Origin of the sequence: Flavobacterium coralii (assembly GCF_019891545.1) — a bacterium.
GTDB lineage: Bacteria > Bacteroidota > Bacteroidia > Flavobacteriales > Flavobacteriaceae > Flavobacterium > Flavobacterium coralii.
Window position 1 is genome coordinate 353,932 of sequence record NZ_JAHDIU010000003.1, and the last position, 13,550, is coordinate 367,481.

Sequence of the window (13,550 nt, forward strand, 5' to 3'; positions counted from 1 at the left end):
GTTGTTTAATAAAAGTGTGCCTTTAGGGCGGCGTACAGCTCCAGTAAATCATGGAAATAATTACCGAAGTACCCGCATGTAAAAAGAAAAAATTAGGCTTTTTAGACCGTTACCTTACCCTGTGGATATTTCTTGCAATGGCAGCAGGTATAGGCATAGGTTATTTTTTTGACGGTGCAGAAGCTTTTTTAAATTCCGGCTCTAGCGGTACTGTAAACCTGCCGCTTGCCATAGGGCTTATCGTGATGATGTATCCGCCACTGGCAAAAGTTAGGTATGAAAGTACCGGTAAGGTTTTCCGTAATATAAAGGTGCTTTCGGCATCATTGCTTTTAAACTGGGTGATTGGTCCGGTAATCATGTTTTTTCTTGCCATACTTTTTTTAAGTGACTATCCGGAATATATGTCGGGCTTAATACTAATTGGTATAGCGCGCTGCATTGCAATGGTTATTGTGTGGAATGAGTTGGCACAGGGCAACAGGGAATATGCCGCAGGCCTTGTGGCGCTTAATAGTATTTTCCAAGTGTTGCTGTACAGTGTGTATGCTTACCTGTTTATAACCGTACTGCCACCGCTTTTTGGTATAGAAGGCCTTGCGGTTAACATTACGATGGGCGAGATTGCAAAGAGCGTTTTTATTTACCTGGGAATACCATTCTTGGCGGGAATACTTTCCCGTTACGGTTTAATCATGCTGAAAGGGGAGGAGTGGTATACAAAAAAATACATACCGTTTATTTCGCCTTTAACGCTTATTGCGTTATTATTTACAATAGTGGTAATGTTCAGCTTTAAAGGCAAGCTCATAATAGAAATACCAATGGATGTGGTGCGTATAGCCATACCGCTGGTTATTTATTTTGTTATTATGTTTATCGTAAGTTTTATTATAGGTAAGAAAGCAGGAGCCGATTATTCGCAGTCGGCAGCCATATCTTTTACAGCGGCAGGCAATAATTTTGAGCTGGCTATCGCCGTTGCCATTGGGGTGTTCGGCATTAACAGCGGCCAGGCTTTTGCAGGGGTAATAGGTCCTCTGGTAGAAGTGCCCGCACTTATCCTGTTGGTTAACTTCTCATTTTGGATAAAACGCCGGTATTTTGATTAACAGAAATATCATTCGGGATATGTAAAATTTATAAAATAAGCCGAATCATTACGATATTTGCAATGAAATGATTTGGATAGTGATATGTGTAATGTAATTACGTGAGGATAATGCAAAAAAAAGTACATCAAAAAAGTGTGGCTTAAATATTACTATTTTTAAGAAAAATTGTAATAATTGAATGAATACACCAATTCTTCGTTGTGTCCCCTCACGCACAACCATAATAATAAGGATAATGGTAGGAGTAGTTTTTTTGTCTGAAGGCTTACAAAAATTAATTATTCCGGAAGTGCGGGGCGCCGAAAGGTTCAGGGCACTGGGACTGCCCGCTCCTGAATTCCTGGGGCATCTTGTAGGCTGTACAGAGATGGTTTGCGGGCTACTGATACTAAGCGGTTTTTTAACCCGGCTGGCTGCCATACCTTTAATGATCATAATGCTTACCGCGTTTGCGGCAACAAAAGCAGATATATATGTAAATGAAGGCTTTTGGGGCTTTATGCACCAAAGCCGTACCGACTGGGCCATGTTTTGGGGTTGCATCTTCCTTTTTATTAAGGGAGGCGGCAGATGGTCTTTGGATAATAAGATTGCAGGTGTATAATTTTTGCTGATATGGGCAAGTCGCTGAAAGAGGTTATAGAAGTTTTTGCCCGCCTTGGCATTACTGCTTTTGGCGGCCCTGCAGCCCATATTGCCATGATGCGGCAGGAGTTGGTTAACCGCCGCAGGTGGATGGATGATGCCGAATTTTTAGACCTGCTTGGCGCTACCAACCTGATACCCGGCCCCAACAGTACCGAAATGGCGATACACCTCGGTAAGCACCGCGCCGGGTGGAAAGGGTTACTTATGGCGGGATTACTTTTTATTGTGCCTGCAGTGCTTATAACAGGTGTTATAGCCTGGCTGTATAAAGAGTATGGCAGCCTGCCGCAGATTCAGCCTTTTATTTACGGAATAAAACCGGCTATTATAGCTGTTATTATTTTTGCGGTACTCCCATTGGCAAAAGCATCTGTAAAGAATAATTTACTTGGCATTATTGCAGTAATTGCTGTTGTTGCAGCCTTTCTTGGTTTGCATGAAATAATAGTGCTTTTTGGTGCAGGTGCTTTATATGCCGCACTTACATACGGAAATGACAGGCTTATGCTCCTTCAGCCTTTACTGATTGCTGCCACTCTTTCTGAAACACGCATATTCCTCATCTTTTTAAAAATTGGTGCAATATTGTATGGCAGCGGATATGTACTTTTTGCCTTTATAGAGACAGAGCTTGTAGATACAGGATTCCTGACAACACAACAACTTGCAGATGCCATTGCGGTAGGGCAGTTTACACCCGGGCCTGTTTTCTCATCGGTAACATTTATTGGCTATCAGCTAAAAGGCATTAGCGGTGCTTTGGCGGCAACAACGGGAGTGTTCCTGCCTTCTTTTATTTTTGTAGCGCTTATAAGCCGTATAGTACCTAAAATACGCACCTCAAAACTGTTCGCCGCATTTTTAGATGCGGTAAATGTAGCATCCGTAGCGGTTATTGCTTCTGTGTGCTGGCAAATGGGCAGGGAAAGTATTGTAAGCTGGCAGGCTGCCGTGATTTTTATAGTGAGTGCCATACTTTTTTGGCGCTTCCCGAGAATAAACAGCGCACTTATTGTGGTTTTCGGGTCTGTTGCCGGCTGGTTGCTGTATATGCTGTAACTTAAAATTTATGGATAATAAAGATACACGGCCTGTTGTGCAGGTCGGGCTTATCTTTTTTCCATTGTGCAGCCGTTTTGGTTTTAATATATTCTGTAGGCAGGGTTATATCTGCCGCTATACATAAATGTGTGGCGGGCTGTAAAGTAGCCAATATATCATCAAGCAATTTATTGTTGCGGTAGGGTGTTTCTATAAAAAGCTGCGACTGGTTTTTATCCTGCGACAGCTTCTCATAATTTTTAAGGGCATTCTTTTTTTCGACTTTGTCTATGGGCAGGTAACCGTTAAAGGCAAAGCTTTGTCCGTTCATGCCGCTTGCCATCATGGCCAGTAGTATAGACGAAGGCCCTGTTAACGGCACCACCTGAATGTTATTATCATGCGCCAGCTTTACTATTGCAGCGCCGGGGTCAGCTACACCGGGGCATCCGGCTTCGCTCATCAGGCCAACGTTTTTACCGTCAAGGCAGGGCTTGATAAACTCAAAGTGCTCCTTTGGCTCGGTATGCTTGTTTAGTATGGATATTATGAGTTCAGGCTGTTTTTTAGTAGGGAGTATTGCTTTTATAAAACGGCGTGCCGTTTTTTCATTTTCTACTATGTAGTGGTCTATAAATTCTATAGAGCGCGCTACCGAATCTGGCAGTACTTCTTTAGGGTCGGCATCAGGCCCAAGCGGAACGGGTAACAGGTATAATTTACCGGCAGCCATTACAAATGCTCCTTTTTCAGATTGTCGGCAACAAGGGTACAGGCTTCATCCAGCATATCATAAACCTTATCAAAGCCCTCATCACCGCCAAAATAGGGGTCGGGTACATCTATACCTTCTCCTGGATACAGTACATCCATCATCAGGCGCACTTTGGCTTTAGCATCTTCATTTGGTGCCAGTTTTACTACATTACTGTAGTTCGAAGCATCCATAACATATATATGGTCAAACTCTTCAAAATCAGAAACCCTGAACTGCCTTGCTTTTTGGCAGCTTATATCGAGCCCGCGGTTTTTGGCGGTGGCTATAGAGCGTTTGTCGGGCTGTTGCCCCACGTGCCAGTTGCCAGTTCCTGCGGAATCAACAAAGAATGTATCAGAAGGAAGTTTAGATTGAAGTATGCCTTCGGCCAGCGGAGACCGGCAAATGTTGCCCAGGCATACCATCAGTACTTTTACCATTACACAGAAAGCTTTTTATTGATGTCATCTACAAACTTGCGGAACTGCTTATCGGTAGTTACAAGGTTGTCAACCGTTTTGCAGGCATGCAGTACTGTAGCATGGTCGCGGTCGCCAATTTGCGAACCAATGTTTGCAAGCGATGACTTGGTATATTTTTTTGCGAAAAACATAGCAAGCTGCCTTGCCTGTACTACATGGCGCTTACGGGTTTTGCTCTGAAGGGTATCAACATCCAACTGAAAATAATCTGATACTACTTTTTGGATATAGTCTATCGATATTTCACGCTTCACATTTTTCACAAACTTCTCTACAACCTGCTTGGCAAGGTCTAACGTAACCTCGCGCTTGTTGAAGGATGATTGTGCAATAAGCGATATGATAGCGCCCTCAAGCTCACGCACATTGGTTTTAATGTTGCGTGCCACATATTCTATTATCTCTTCGGGCATTTCTACGCCGTCGCGATACAGTATGTTGTTTAATATCGAAATACGGGTTTCATAATCGGGCTGGTGCAGCTCGGCAGAAAGCCCCCACTTAAAGCGTGACAGTAGCCTTTGCTCTATGTCCTGCATATCTACAGGTGCCTTGTCACTGGTAAGGATAACCTGCTTGCCGTTTTGGTGCAGGTGGTTAAAGATGTGGAAAAACACATCCTGCGTTCCTGTCTTGCCGGAAAGGAACTGAACATCGTCTATAATAAGCACATCGATAAGCTGGTAGAAGTGGATGAAATCATTCCTGGTATTACGCTTTACCGAATCTATATATTGTTGTGTAAATATCTCTGCCGAAATGTACAGTACCGTTTTATCCGGATACTTATCTTTTATTTCTACACCAATAGCATGGGCAAGGTGGGTTTTACCCAAACCAACACCTCCAAAAATAAGCAACGGGTTAAAAGACGTACCACCCGGTTTGTTAGCTACCGCCATACCTGCCGACCTTGCCAGCCTGTTAGAATCGCCTTCAAAAAAGTTATCAAAGCTGTAATTGGCATTAAGCTGAGATTCTATTTTAAGGTTGCGGATGCCCGGTATTATAAAAGGGTTTTTAAGCTCGGGGTTCTTGTTTTGTAAAGGCACATCAATTTCCTGTGGCTTTACAGGGGCACGGTTGGCACTTGGCAACTGCTCTGTAAAAGGCTGCTTGTTGCCATAAGTGTTTTCCATCTTAATTTTATAGAGTAACTTTGCCCCGTTACCCAGTTCTTTGGTAAGTGCAACTTTAAGCAGCTTTACGTAGTGCTCTTCCAGCCACTCATAAAAAAATTTGCTGGGTACCTGTATGTAAAGTGCGTTGTCAGTAAGCTCAACTGCACGTATAGGCTCGAACCAGGTCTTGTATGCCTGTTCCTGAATGTTGTCCTTTATGAACACAAGACAGTTATCCCATACCGATTGCGCAGTTTTAGTCATAAATCCTGAAATTTGTTGTTATAAAAGTTGTCTTACAAAATGGAGAAAGAAAATTTCACTCCTGTTCGGGAGAACAAATATGTAAACAAATTTTTTCAAAAAAAAACTTTGGGTGTATTGATTTTTCTAAAAAAAAATTGTAAGCCTCATTAATAGATTATTAAGATAAAATTAACGTTATTTAAATATGAAAATTCATCAGTTTACCGTAAGGGTACGATATGCAGAAACCGACCAAATGGGTGTAGTTTACCACGGCAATTATGCGCAATACTTCGAAATGGGAAGGGTGGAATGGCTTAGAAATCTGGGTCTTACCTATAAAGAAATGGAGAGCAGGGGAATTATGCTGCCGGTTGTTAGCTTATTGTTAAATTTTAAGAAACCCGCCAGGTATGATGATCTCTTAACAGTAAAAACAATTTTCAAAAAACAGGAGTCTGTCAAGATAGAATTTGACTATGAAATCTATAACGAGCGGGAGGAGTTATTAACAACGGGTAACTCGGTTTTGGTATTTGTAGATATGAAAACAGGCCGCCCTGTAGCCCCGCCAGAGTATGTTACAGAGAAGCTTTCTTTTTAAGTTTATCAAGAAGTTTTTACTTCTATTTCATATAAGTTTTGTAATGCCTCAAGTACTGTTGGGGCATTATTTTTTCGGGTAGCAACTATTATTTCACAGTCCATTTCCATTTTTTGCGATATAATATCAAGGTTCTTTTCTTTGATAACCCGCATTACCTTGTTCATATTTTGGTAGCCGAACTGTAGTGTGAAGTGTACATCAATTGTCTTTTCTATAATCTCCGAGGCTTCAAGTGCCATTTGTGCAGAAGTACGATAAGCCGATATAAGCCCGCCTACACCAAGTTTTACACCGCCAAAGTATCTGACAACCACAACAAGCACATTGGTTACATCAAACGACTGTATTTGCCCATATATAGGCATGCCCGCCGAGTTATTTGGTTCGCCGTCGTCATTTGCACGGTAATTAACTTGTTCAGTACCCAGTTGCCACGCGTAGCACCAGTGCCTTGCCTGGTTGTGTTGTTTTCGCAGTTCTTCGAGTATGGCTTTTACCTCATCCTCACTATTAACAGGATAGGCATAGCCAAAGAACTTGCTGTTCTTTTCTTTAAAAAGAGTTTCTTCGCCGGGGGCGGCAAGGGTTTTATAGGTGTCTTTTTCCAAATGGCAAAGTTATCTGCCGCAAAAATACCTTTTACATGAGCCAATTGCAAGTGCTACTCTATAACTTCATAACCTATCGGCTTAAAAGCATAATTGTTACTCATCTCTGCAGAGCAGGCTGTAAGCCCAACCAGCAAATCCATTTCTGCCTCAATTATAATGTAATCGCCCGCTTTGCTTTTTGGTGGCAACACATCCACTTTTCCGCTCTCGCCGTTCACTGTTACGTGCATAAAAACATTAAAAGTAATGGGTATGCTGTCGGGCGCTATGCCATGAGATTTAAATGCCTCGCATAGGTTACCGAAGCATCCACGGTGCGGATGTTCATGTCCATAGATTATCCTGAAGGTATCGGCACTGCAGGGTGTAAGTAAAAAATCATGACGGCCAACGGTGTCTTCAATAATATTGAACATCACATTGCTGCGGTTTGAATAAAAAGGATGCCCTTTGGTAAGGAAGATGGTTTCGGCATAGTCTATCGTCCTGCCGGAAGACAAATACTCCTGTTTATCGAGTAGGTTATAGCACATAAGGTCGGCTACCTGTTCGCCTTCAATGTCTGTAATCTTTAATTTTTGTCCTTTTTCAAGGATGAAAGAAACGCCGCTACGCGGATTTATTACGTTCATGTTTTACATGGTTATGGTTGCTGTGGTAAGGGCATTTCCAGTTATTATCATACTGGCGCCCGGTATATTGGTACACTTCAGATGCTTCGCCGAAATCCTGTAGCATAGGGTTAATACTACCGGAATACTCAACATCTTTCTTTCGTACAATATTCTTCATTTTCTGGTATTGCCCATTCTCCCTAAGCTGCTCAAACTGCGCATGCGGGTTAAAAACAATTGCCGGGCTGCTAAAGCGTCTTGCTTCCCTGCTGCTGGCCGGGTGCAGCCCTATTATAAAAAAAGCCTCGCCACCCAGGCTGAAACTGAAGTTTTCAGATTCAGGCTCAGGGTCTACCCGAGGGTCATAATCATGTTTTTCGGCATCGAGGTCGGCAAGTGCCTGCAGCCGGTTCCAGAAAAGCTTTTCAAACATTGCTTCGCTGTATATTTCTGTTTCGGGAAAAATAATTACCGCGCTGTGAAAGAGCTTGTCAGACTTACGGTAGTCTTTTATAAAGGTATAAATAAATTCCAGTATGGCTTTATCATCTTTTGGGCATGCCATATGCCCTGCTGAAAAAACGTGAAGCTGCTCTTTAGTAAGTGCAGCCTTGGCTGCCACACACGGAAAAAGCTTATCAGCAATTTTCGCTGTAAATTCGTCTTTATAATCCTGTACATTCATCTCTTTCGCTCTTTTGTTGTAATAAAGTTCTTTTATAAGGCTTGCAAATACAAGATATTTAGGCTTACTTTAGGCTTTGTAAGAATAGTACTGGTAAGGGTTTGTGAATTTCCATATTTAAGATTATGAAAATTTATTTCCTTGTAATTGCAAGTCAATTTTTATTGATGAGTATTTCATGAGACATTTTTATTCTTTAATATTTTTATTAAATTTCTCGGTGGCCTTAGCCCAGTCTCCGGAGCCTATCAATACGTTTGTTGGACTTACGGATACTTTAGCTACTCATGAAATCAGGATTTATAAAAGAATAAGTATCACCAATTGTACTGAAGTATTTAGATTGTACGAGTCAGAAAAAGAGGGTTGGACAGCAGAGTTGTATTTCTTTTACGAAGCAGCGGGAGACAAGCACAGATATTATGAAAAACAGCTTTTAAAAAACTTGATTGATTTTGATGTGCTATGGTTTAATATTACTAAAACACAGGTTTTACATATTTTGCCAATGGATTTGTTTAAATACAAGTTTAGGAGAGCTGATGAAATTTTATGTGAAGATAATCGGTATGTTTATAAGCAGAAAATTATTTCAATATTAGATGGTGTATCATATAATCTATTTATCAGGCAAGGTGATAAAACTAACTCGGTAAATTATACCAATCCAAAAACTTTACTTAAGCACTATCCCGGTGTTGATGAGCTTGAATACTTTTGTGAAATGCTTGATGTAGTAAGCGAAGGCTTTGATATTTGGAAATAAAATAATTGAATAAAATGAAAACAATATTTAAGACATTATTAGTTACATTGGTATTAACTTTAGCAGTTTCCTGTGGCGAAAAACAGGAAGTAAAAGAACTTGGCTGTGGTGCCGAAATGAGCGGGTATGAAGTTATGGATGTAAAAGCACTCGGCAACACTCCTTTTATTTATAGTGAAGAAAACCGAAAGCTGGCGCTCGAAATGGCCGATATGGCTAATAAGGCTATGGGAGCAGAGGACGAAATTAAAATTGCCTTTGTAAAAATTGATGATAAAGATTTTGCTGCTTTTGTGGTAGGCCCGGCAGATGTAGCCGAGGTAGAGAAAATAAGCTGTGTGCTGGTAAATAATGATTTTGGTGGCAGGCTGCCCCAAAACAGGAAGTTTTTATATTATACAGAAGACCATAACACGCTTGTAGCTGCCATAAAGAATAAAAAGCAGGAAGAATAGGTTTTACGCTTCGTTAAACGGAATTATCTTTTTATCGAATAGCTCGGTAACATCTTCTGAACCTTTTTGCAGGTGCCATACTTTAAACCCAAGTGCTTCAGCGGCATCGGTATTAAATTTTTTATCATCTACCAGTAGTGTACGCTTAGGCTGTATGTCATGATTATTAATAAGGTAATTATATGCGCCTTCATCCGGCTTGCGTATGCCAATTTCATGGCTGAAGTACACTTTCTCAAAGCACTGGTAAAAGTCGCTGTAAAAAGAAGCACCTGAGTCATGCTCGAATTTTTCTATATGTATAGGGTCGGTATTGCTTAACAGGAACAGGCGATAGCTGGTAGCCAGTTTTTGCAGGAACTCCAGTCGGTAAAGCGGAAAATTCTCTATACCTGCGTTCCATGCTTCTTTTATAGCTTCTAAAGAAGCATTGTCAGTATAAGGCTGCAACCCTTTAAGGAATTCCTTTGCAGAAATAACTCCTGTTTCGAGCTGCTTTTCCAGCTCTTCAAGATCTTCATTCCACTCAGTAAGTCCAAGGCTTGCCAAAGCCTCATCTTTGGCTTTACTGTTTTTGTTTATAAAAACATCTCCGAAATCAAATACTATCGTGTTAACCATAATTCCTGAAAATTAAAAGTTCGTCTTCTGCAATGCTTAACTTTTTTGTGGGTGCGCCGGTTAGCGACGGGGCTTTGGTGCCTCCGTTAAAGACGCTCTTACCCTTAAATATCCTTGCCTCATCCCATAAGCCTGCATCTATAAACAGTTGCAGCGTTTGCTGCCCGCCCTCTACAATAACCGACTGTATAGTGCGGTGGTACAATACATTTGCAATTGTGGTGGCAATGTTCTCATCAAAGCTGATGTTTTCATATTCAAGGTTCTCTAAGTTACTTAAACCTGTAACCTCTGTCAAGAATATTGATTTTATTTTAAGATTTTTAACAGCATATCTGTTGCTAATCCTGCCGTTACGGTCAAGGATTATACGAACCGGGTTTAGGCCTGTCCAGTCGCGAACATCCAGTTGCGGGTTGTCGTCAATCACGGTTTGCGTGCCTGCGAGTATCGCCATTTCTTCGCTGCGCCATTTGTGCACCAGTTGGCGCGCGTAGGGCCCTGTTATCCAATACGGCTTTTTTTCAGTATTTTCTCTTTTTTCCGTAGGCGGTGCTATGTAACCATCGGCCGTCTCTGCCCACTTTAATATTATGTACGGGCGTTTCTTTTCATGAAAGGTAAAAAACCTGCGGTTAAACTCCCTGCATTCTTTTTCCAAAACCCCGACAATAACATTTTTGCCAGCTTCACGCAGCCTGCGGATGCCCTCCCCGGCAACTTTTTCGTGCGGGTCGGTAGTGCCTATAACTATGTTAGGTATCTGCTGTTGGATGATAAGGTCGCAACAGGGCGGCGTTTTACCGTAGTGGCTGCACGGCTCAAGGCTTACATATAACGTGGCATGTGGAATATGGTGTCTGTCCTGCTCTTTAACTGAGTTGAAACAGTTAACCTCTCCGTGCGGCCCGCCATAAGCAGAGGTATAGCCTTCGCCAATTATACGGCCTTCGTGTACCAGTACCGAGCCCACACAGGGGTTGGGCATGGCAGCTCTTAGTCCGTTTGCTGCCAGTTCAAGGCAGCGCTGCATGTATATTTCGTGATCCATCAGGCAGGTTTAGCAAAGCGTAAAGTTACAAAATCCGCAAATAGTAGTAGCTTTGCCTTATGAATAGTGTAATCCGTAAAATTGAGCAGCAGGATAATGCAGCAGTAGCAAAGGTTATACGCACCGTGCTGGAAGAACACAATGTACCTAAAGTGGGTACTGCTTATGCCGACAAGTCTTTGGACTGTATGTATGAAACCTACTCAGCACCCGGCGCTTCCTATTTTGTGGTTGATGATAATGGCATGATAACCGGTGGTGCAGGCATAGCCCCGCTTGAAGGCGGCAACCCTGATACATGCGAATTACAGAAAATGTATTTTCTCGACACTGCAAGGGGCAGGGGCACAGGTACTGCCATGATGCAGGCGTGTCTTGATTTTGCAGTTGAAGCAGGTTATAAATACTGCTACCTCGAAACTATGCCTTATATGGAGGCGGCACAAAAGCTATATAAAAAATCGGGTTTTGAATATATAGATGCGCCTATGGGCAATACAGGCCACACCTCCTGCCCGGTATGGATGCTTAAGAAATTAACTGCCTGACGTAACGCCCACACCAATGAAACTTAGAGACTACCGAAATAATTTTACTGAACAATTATCCCAGTTATATGACACTGTTGAAGCAGAGCGCTTTTTTATCATTACGCTTGAAGAGCTTAAAGGCTGGAACCGCAGCAGGCTTGCACTGAATTCTGATGAAGAAATGACACCTGATGAGGTTAGGCAATGGGATGAGGTACTGCAACATCTTAAGGAGCAGAAACCAATACAATATATTTTTGGTAAAGCCTGGTTTTATGGGCTTGAATTCAGGGTAAACGAAAACACGCTGATACCCCGCCCCGAAACGGAAGAACTGGTAGAGTGGATAATATCTGAAAATAAAAACAGGCAGGATATTACAATACTTGATATAGGTACAGGCTCCGGGTGCATAGCGGTATCACTTGCTAAAAACCTGCCCTATGCGAAGGTGTTTGCGCTGGATGTTTCTGAACAGGCTTTAGAGGTTGCCAAACATAATGCTAAGGCTAACGGTGCTAACGTAACTTTTATTAAGGAAGATATACTATCCGTAGAGGCATTGTCCCAGCAATTTGACATTATAGTTTCTAACCCGCCCTATGTGAGGCATCTTGAAAAGGCTGAAATTAAAGACAATGTGCTTCAGTATGAGCCGCACCTTGCCCTTTTTGTCGAAGATGACGATGCATTGTTGTTTTACCGCACTATAGCGCAACTCGGTAAAAGCAGCCTTAAACAAGGCGGAATGCTCTACTTTGAAATAAACCAGTATCTGGGTAATGAAACCGTAAACATGCTGGCCGAAAGCCACTACAAAGACGTTATCCTGAAAAAAGATATGTTCGGGAACGACAGGATGGTAAAAGCACAACTGTAACTATTCATAACGAAGTGCTTCTACAGGATCAAGCGCAGCAGCTTTTATGGCAGGATAAGAACCCGAAAATAATGTAACTACCAGAATTGTGGTAAGCGCTGCCGTAATAGCAAGCCACGGCATAGGGAAGGAAGTGTCCATTATAAGTGATACACCTACGCCACCAACTAAAATTCCGAGTAAGATGCCAAGGAAACCCCCGATAAGGCTTATTACCAGTGTTTCAGTGAAAAACTGCATGGCTATGGTGCCTTTTGTAGCTCCTAAGGACTTTCGCACGCCAATTTCCCGCGTACGCTCGGTTACTGACACCAGCATAATGTTCATTAGGGCAATGGATGAGCCGAATACGGTTATAATACCGATAACCCATGCGGCAATTTGTAGTGTGTCGGTTTGCGAGCGAAGGGTTTCTATTAGCTCATCGCTGCGTTCTATACCAAAGTTATCATCTTCCACCGGGTTAAGGCTCCTTACGCGCCTCATGCTTATGATAGCTTCATCTACGGCAGCATCAAAAAACTGGCGGTTGCCAATCATTACCTTTATCTCATAATCTATATTAGGCGCTGTAAAAAGCGAGCGTGCCAGTTGTATGGGTATTATAACCCTTAAGTCCTGCCTGTCGCCAAAGGTAGAGCCACGCTCTTTAAGCACACCTATAACCTTAAACCTTGCCCCGCGTATGGATATCGTTTTGCCTATAGGATTAACATCTTTAAACAGCCCCTCTTCAAAGTCAGAGCCCAGTATGCAGACATAGTTGTTGTTGCTTACATCAAAATTATTAAAGTTGCGGCCTTTGGTAAGTTCCAGTCCTGAATTGGGCAGGAAATTCTCATCGGCACCCACAATATTTATTTCAGGGTCGGTTTTTTCATCCTGGTGCTTTACCTCTATGCCGCTTGCCGCCGTAAACGATAATGATACCTGCGTTGTTGGGTAATTATATTTCTCTTTAAATTCTTTTGCCTGCGGATAGGATATTATAGGGTTAACTTTTGCATTCTGCCTGTTGCGTCCAAGCTGCTCAGAAAAGTCATAGCGGCTGATAGAAAAAGTATTGGTACCCATGCTGGCAAAGTTGCCCGTTATAGTATTCTCTAATACCGCAACACCCGCAAGTATACCCACCAGTGCAAAAATACCTATGCCTATAATGGCTACGGTTAGTATAGTACGTAACAACTGGCTTCGGATAGCACCCAGGGCTATTTTGGTATTTTCGCGGAACAGGTTAAACATCGGCTGGTAATTTATGGCACTAAAATACAAATTTGTTTCAGCATTTGCAGGTAAAGTTGCATAATCAGTATGCCA

General features: G+C 42.1%; 17 protein-coding genes. 8 read left to right on the forward strand and 9 right to left on the reverse strand.

From position 1 onward, the window contains the following. Positions 1-50 precede the first annotated feature (50 nt). The 3 genes from arsB to chrA all read left to right on the forward strand — a co-directional run bounded on the left by arsB (position 51) and on the right by chrA (position 2,822). A complete protein-coding gene (gene arsB / locus KJK34_RS06815; RefSeq protein WP_223053105.1) occupies positions 51-1,112 on the forward strand; it encodes an ACR3 family arsenite efflux transporter in 1,062 nt (353 codons plus the stop codon). A gap of 181 nt (positions 1,113-1,293) precedes the next feature. Continuing rightward, a complete protein-coding gene (locus KJK34_RS06820; protein WP_223053106.1) occupies positions 1,294-1,719 on the forward strand; it encodes a DoxX family protein in 426 nt (141 codons plus the stop codon). A gap of 11 nt (positions 1,720-1,730) precedes the next feature. Continuing rightward, positions 1,731-2,822: a chromate efflux transporter gene (chrA, locus tag KJK34_RS06825; RefSeq protein WP_223053107.1), complete on the forward strand. Its 1,092-nt coding sequence runs from the start codon at positions 1,731-1,733 to the stop codon at positions 2,820-2,822. Position 2,823: 1 nt separating this feature from the next. On the opposite strand, the gene KJK34_RS06830 is transcribed toward chrA, so the two are convergent. Genes KJK34_RS06830 through dnaA form a run of 3 tightly spaced genes read right to left on the reverse strand, consistent with a single transcriptional unit; the run spans position 2,824 to position 5,428 of the window. Then, entirely contained in the window at positions 2,824-3,537 is a 714-nt protein-coding gene (locus KJK34_RS06830; protein ID WP_223053108.1) for an SAM-dependent methyltransferase, read from the reverse strand. Beyond that, positions 3,537-4,001, reverse strand: a complete 465-nt coding sequence (locus tag KJK34_RS06835) for a low molecular weight protein-tyrosine-phosphatase (protein ID WP_223053109.1) — start codon at positions 3,999-4,001, stop codon at positions 3,537-3,539. The genes KJK34_RS06830 and KJK34_RS06835 overlap by 1 nt, the downstream gene beginning before the upstream one ends. Then, on the reverse strand, positions 4,001-5,428 hold the full coding sequence (gene dnaA, locus KJK34_RS06840; protein ID WP_223053110.1) for a chromosomal replication initiator protein DnaA: 1,428 nt from the start codon (positions 5,426-5,428) through the stop codon (positions 4,001-4,003). Before dnaA ends, KJK34_RS06835 begins: the two co-directional genes overlap by 1 nt. 187 nt (positions 5,429-5,615) lie before the next feature. On the opposite strand from dnaA, the gene KJK34_RS06845 reads away from it, so the two are divergent. Then, on the forward strand, positions 5,616-6,014 hold the full coding sequence (locus tag KJK34_RS06845; RefSeq protein WP_223053111.1) for an acyl-CoA thioesterase: 399 nt from the start codon (positions 5,616-5,618) through the stop codon (positions 6,012-6,014). Positions 6,015-6,019: 5 nt separating this feature from the next. Here KJK34_RS06845 and KJK34_RS06850 read toward each other — a convergent pair whose 3' ends face one another. Genes KJK34_RS06850 through gntA form a run of 3 tightly spaced genes read right to left on the reverse strand, consistent with a single transcriptional unit; the run spans position 6,020 to position 7,963 of the window. Next, positions 6,020-6,625, reverse strand: a complete 606-nt coding sequence (locus KJK34_RS06850) for an IMPACT family protein (protein WP_223053112.1) — start codon at positions 6,623-6,625, stop codon at positions 6,020-6,022. Between the two features lie 53 nt (positions 6,626-6,678). Further along, the gene (locus KJK34_RS06855; protein WP_223053113.1) at positions 6,679-7,260 is read right to left on the reverse strand and encodes a DUF1989 domain-containing protein; all 582 of its coding nucleotides are present in this window, start codon (positions 7,258-7,260) and stop codon (positions 6,679-6,681) included. After that, positions 7,238-7,963 (reverse strand): guanitoxin biosynthesis heme-dependent pre-guanitoxin N-hydroxylase GntA, encoded by a 726-nt coding sequence (gene gntA, locus KJK34_RS06860; protein ID WP_317196873.1) that lies wholly within the window; start codon positions 7,961-7,963, stop codon positions 7,238-7,240. Before gntA ends, KJK34_RS06855 begins: the two co-directional genes overlap by 23 nt. 142 nt (positions 7,964-8,105) lie before the next feature. Here gntA and KJK34_RS06865 point away from each other — a divergent pair, with 142 nt between their 5' ends. Further along, positions 8,106-8,693, forward strand: a complete 588-nt coding sequence (locus KJK34_RS06865) for a hypothetical protein (RefSeq protein ID WP_223053115.1) — start codon at positions 8,106-8,108, stop codon at positions 8,691-8,693. Positions 8,694-8,707: 14 nt separating this feature from the next. Then, positions 8,708-9,148, forward strand: a complete 441-nt coding sequence (locus KJK34_RS06870) for a hypothetical protein (protein ID WP_223053116.1) — start codon at positions 8,708-8,710, stop codon at positions 9,146-9,148. Positions 9,149-9,151: 3 nt separating this feature from the next. On the opposite strand, the gene KJK34_RS06875 is transcribed toward KJK34_RS06870, so the two are convergent. Both KJK34_RS06875 and ribD read right to left on the reverse strand, forming a co-directional pair. Then, positions 9,152-9,769 carry an HAD-IA family hydrolase gene (locus tag KJK34_RS06875; protein WP_223053117.1) on the reverse strand — a complete coding sequence of 206 codons (618 nt, stop codon included), beginning with the start codon at positions 9,767-9,769 and terminating at the stop codon, positions 9,152-9,154. Beyond that, positions 9,762-10,820 (reverse strand): bifunctional diaminohydroxyphosphoribosylaminopyrimidine deaminase/5-amino-6-(5-phosphoribosylamino)uracil reductase RibD, encoded by a 1,059-nt coding sequence (gene ribD, locus KJK34_RS06880; protein WP_317196871.1) that lies wholly within the window; start codon positions 10,818-10,820, stop codon positions 9,762-9,764. Before ribD ends, KJK34_RS06875 begins: the two co-directional genes overlap by 8 nt. A gap of 59 nt (positions 10,821-10,879) precedes the next feature. Here ribD and KJK34_RS06885 point away from each other — a divergent pair, with 59 nt between their 5' ends. Both KJK34_RS06885 and prmC read left to right on the forward strand, forming a co-directional pair. Then, a complete protein-coding gene (locus tag KJK34_RS06885) occupies positions 10,880-11,368 on the forward strand; it encodes a GNAT family N-acetyltransferase (RefSeq protein ID WP_223053118.1) in 489 nt (162 codons plus the stop codon). A gap of 16 nt (positions 11,369-11,384) precedes the next feature. Then, positions 11,385-12,230 (forward strand): peptide chain release factor N(5)-glutamine methyltransferase, encoded by an 846-nt coding sequence (prmC, locus tag KJK34_RS06890; RefSeq protein WP_223053119.1) that lies wholly within the window; start codon positions 11,385-11,387, stop codon positions 12,228-12,230. Here prmC and KJK34_RS06895 read toward each other — a convergent pair whose 3' ends face one another. Beyond that, entirely contained in the window at positions 12,231-13,475 is a 1,245-nt protein-coding gene (locus KJK34_RS06895) for an ABC transporter permease (protein WP_223053120.1), read from the reverse strand. Positions 13,476-13,550 lie beyond the last annotated feature (75 nt).

Bases quoted from the DNA above. Each gene is read 5' to 3' on its own strand.
- arsB (WP_223053105.1), top strand. From the start codon at position 51: ATGGAAATAATTACCGAAGTACCCGCATGTAAAAAGAAAAAATTAGGC.
- KJK34_RS06820 (WP_223053106.1), top strand. From the start codon at position 1,294: ATGAATACACCAATTCTTCGTTGTGTCCCCTCACGCACAACCATAATA.
- chrA (WP_223053107.1), top strand. From the start codon at position 1,731: ATGGGCAAGTCGCTGAAAGAGGTTATAGAAGTTTTTGCCCGCCTTGGC.
- KJK34_RS06830 (WP_223053108.1), bottom strand. From the start codon at position 3,537: ATGGCTGCCGGTAAATTATACCTGTTACCCGTTCCGCTTGGGCCTGAT.
- KJK34_RS06835 (WP_223053109.1), bottom strand. From the start codon at position 4,001: ATGGTAAAAGTACTGATGGTATGCCTGGGCAACATTTGCCGGTCTCCG.
- dnaA (WP_223053110.1), bottom strand. From the start codon at position 5,428: ATGACTAAAACTGCGCAATCGGTATGGGATAACTGTCTTGTGTTCATA.
- KJK34_RS06845 (WP_223053111.1), top strand. From the start codon at position 5,616: ATGAAAATTCATCAGTTTACCGTAAGGGTACGATATGCAGAAACCGAC.
- KJK34_RS06855 (WP_223053113.1), bottom strand. From the start codon at position 7,260: ATGAACGTAATAAATCCGCGTAGCGGCGTTTCTTTCATCCTTGAAAAA.
- KJK34_RS06865 (WP_223053115.1), top strand. From the start codon at position 8,106: ATGAGACATTTTTATTCTTTAATATTTTTATTAAATTTCTCGGTGGCC.
- KJK34_RS06870 (WP_223053116.1), top strand. From the start codon at position 8,708: ATGAAAACAATATTTAAGACATTATTAGTTACATTGGTATTAACTTTA.
- KJK34_RS06875 (WP_223053117.1), bottom strand. From the start codon at position 9,769: ATGGTTAACACGATAGTATTTGATTTCGGAGATGTTTTTATAAACAAA.
- ribD (WP_317196871.1), bottom strand. From the start codon at position 10,820: ATGGATCACGAAATATACATGCAGCGCTGCCTTGAACTGGCAGCAAAC.
- KJK34_RS06885 (WP_223053118.1), top strand. From the start codon at position 10,880: ATGAATAGTGTAATCCGTAAAATTGAGCAGCAGGATAATGCAGCAGTA.
- prmC (WP_223053119.1), top strand. From the start codon at position 11,385: ATGAAACTTAGAGACTACCGAAATAATTTTACTGAACAATTATCCCAG.
- KJK34_RS06895 (WP_223053120.1), bottom strand. From the start codon at position 13,475: ATGTTTAACCTGTTCCGCGAAAATACCAAAATAGCCCTGGGTGCTATC.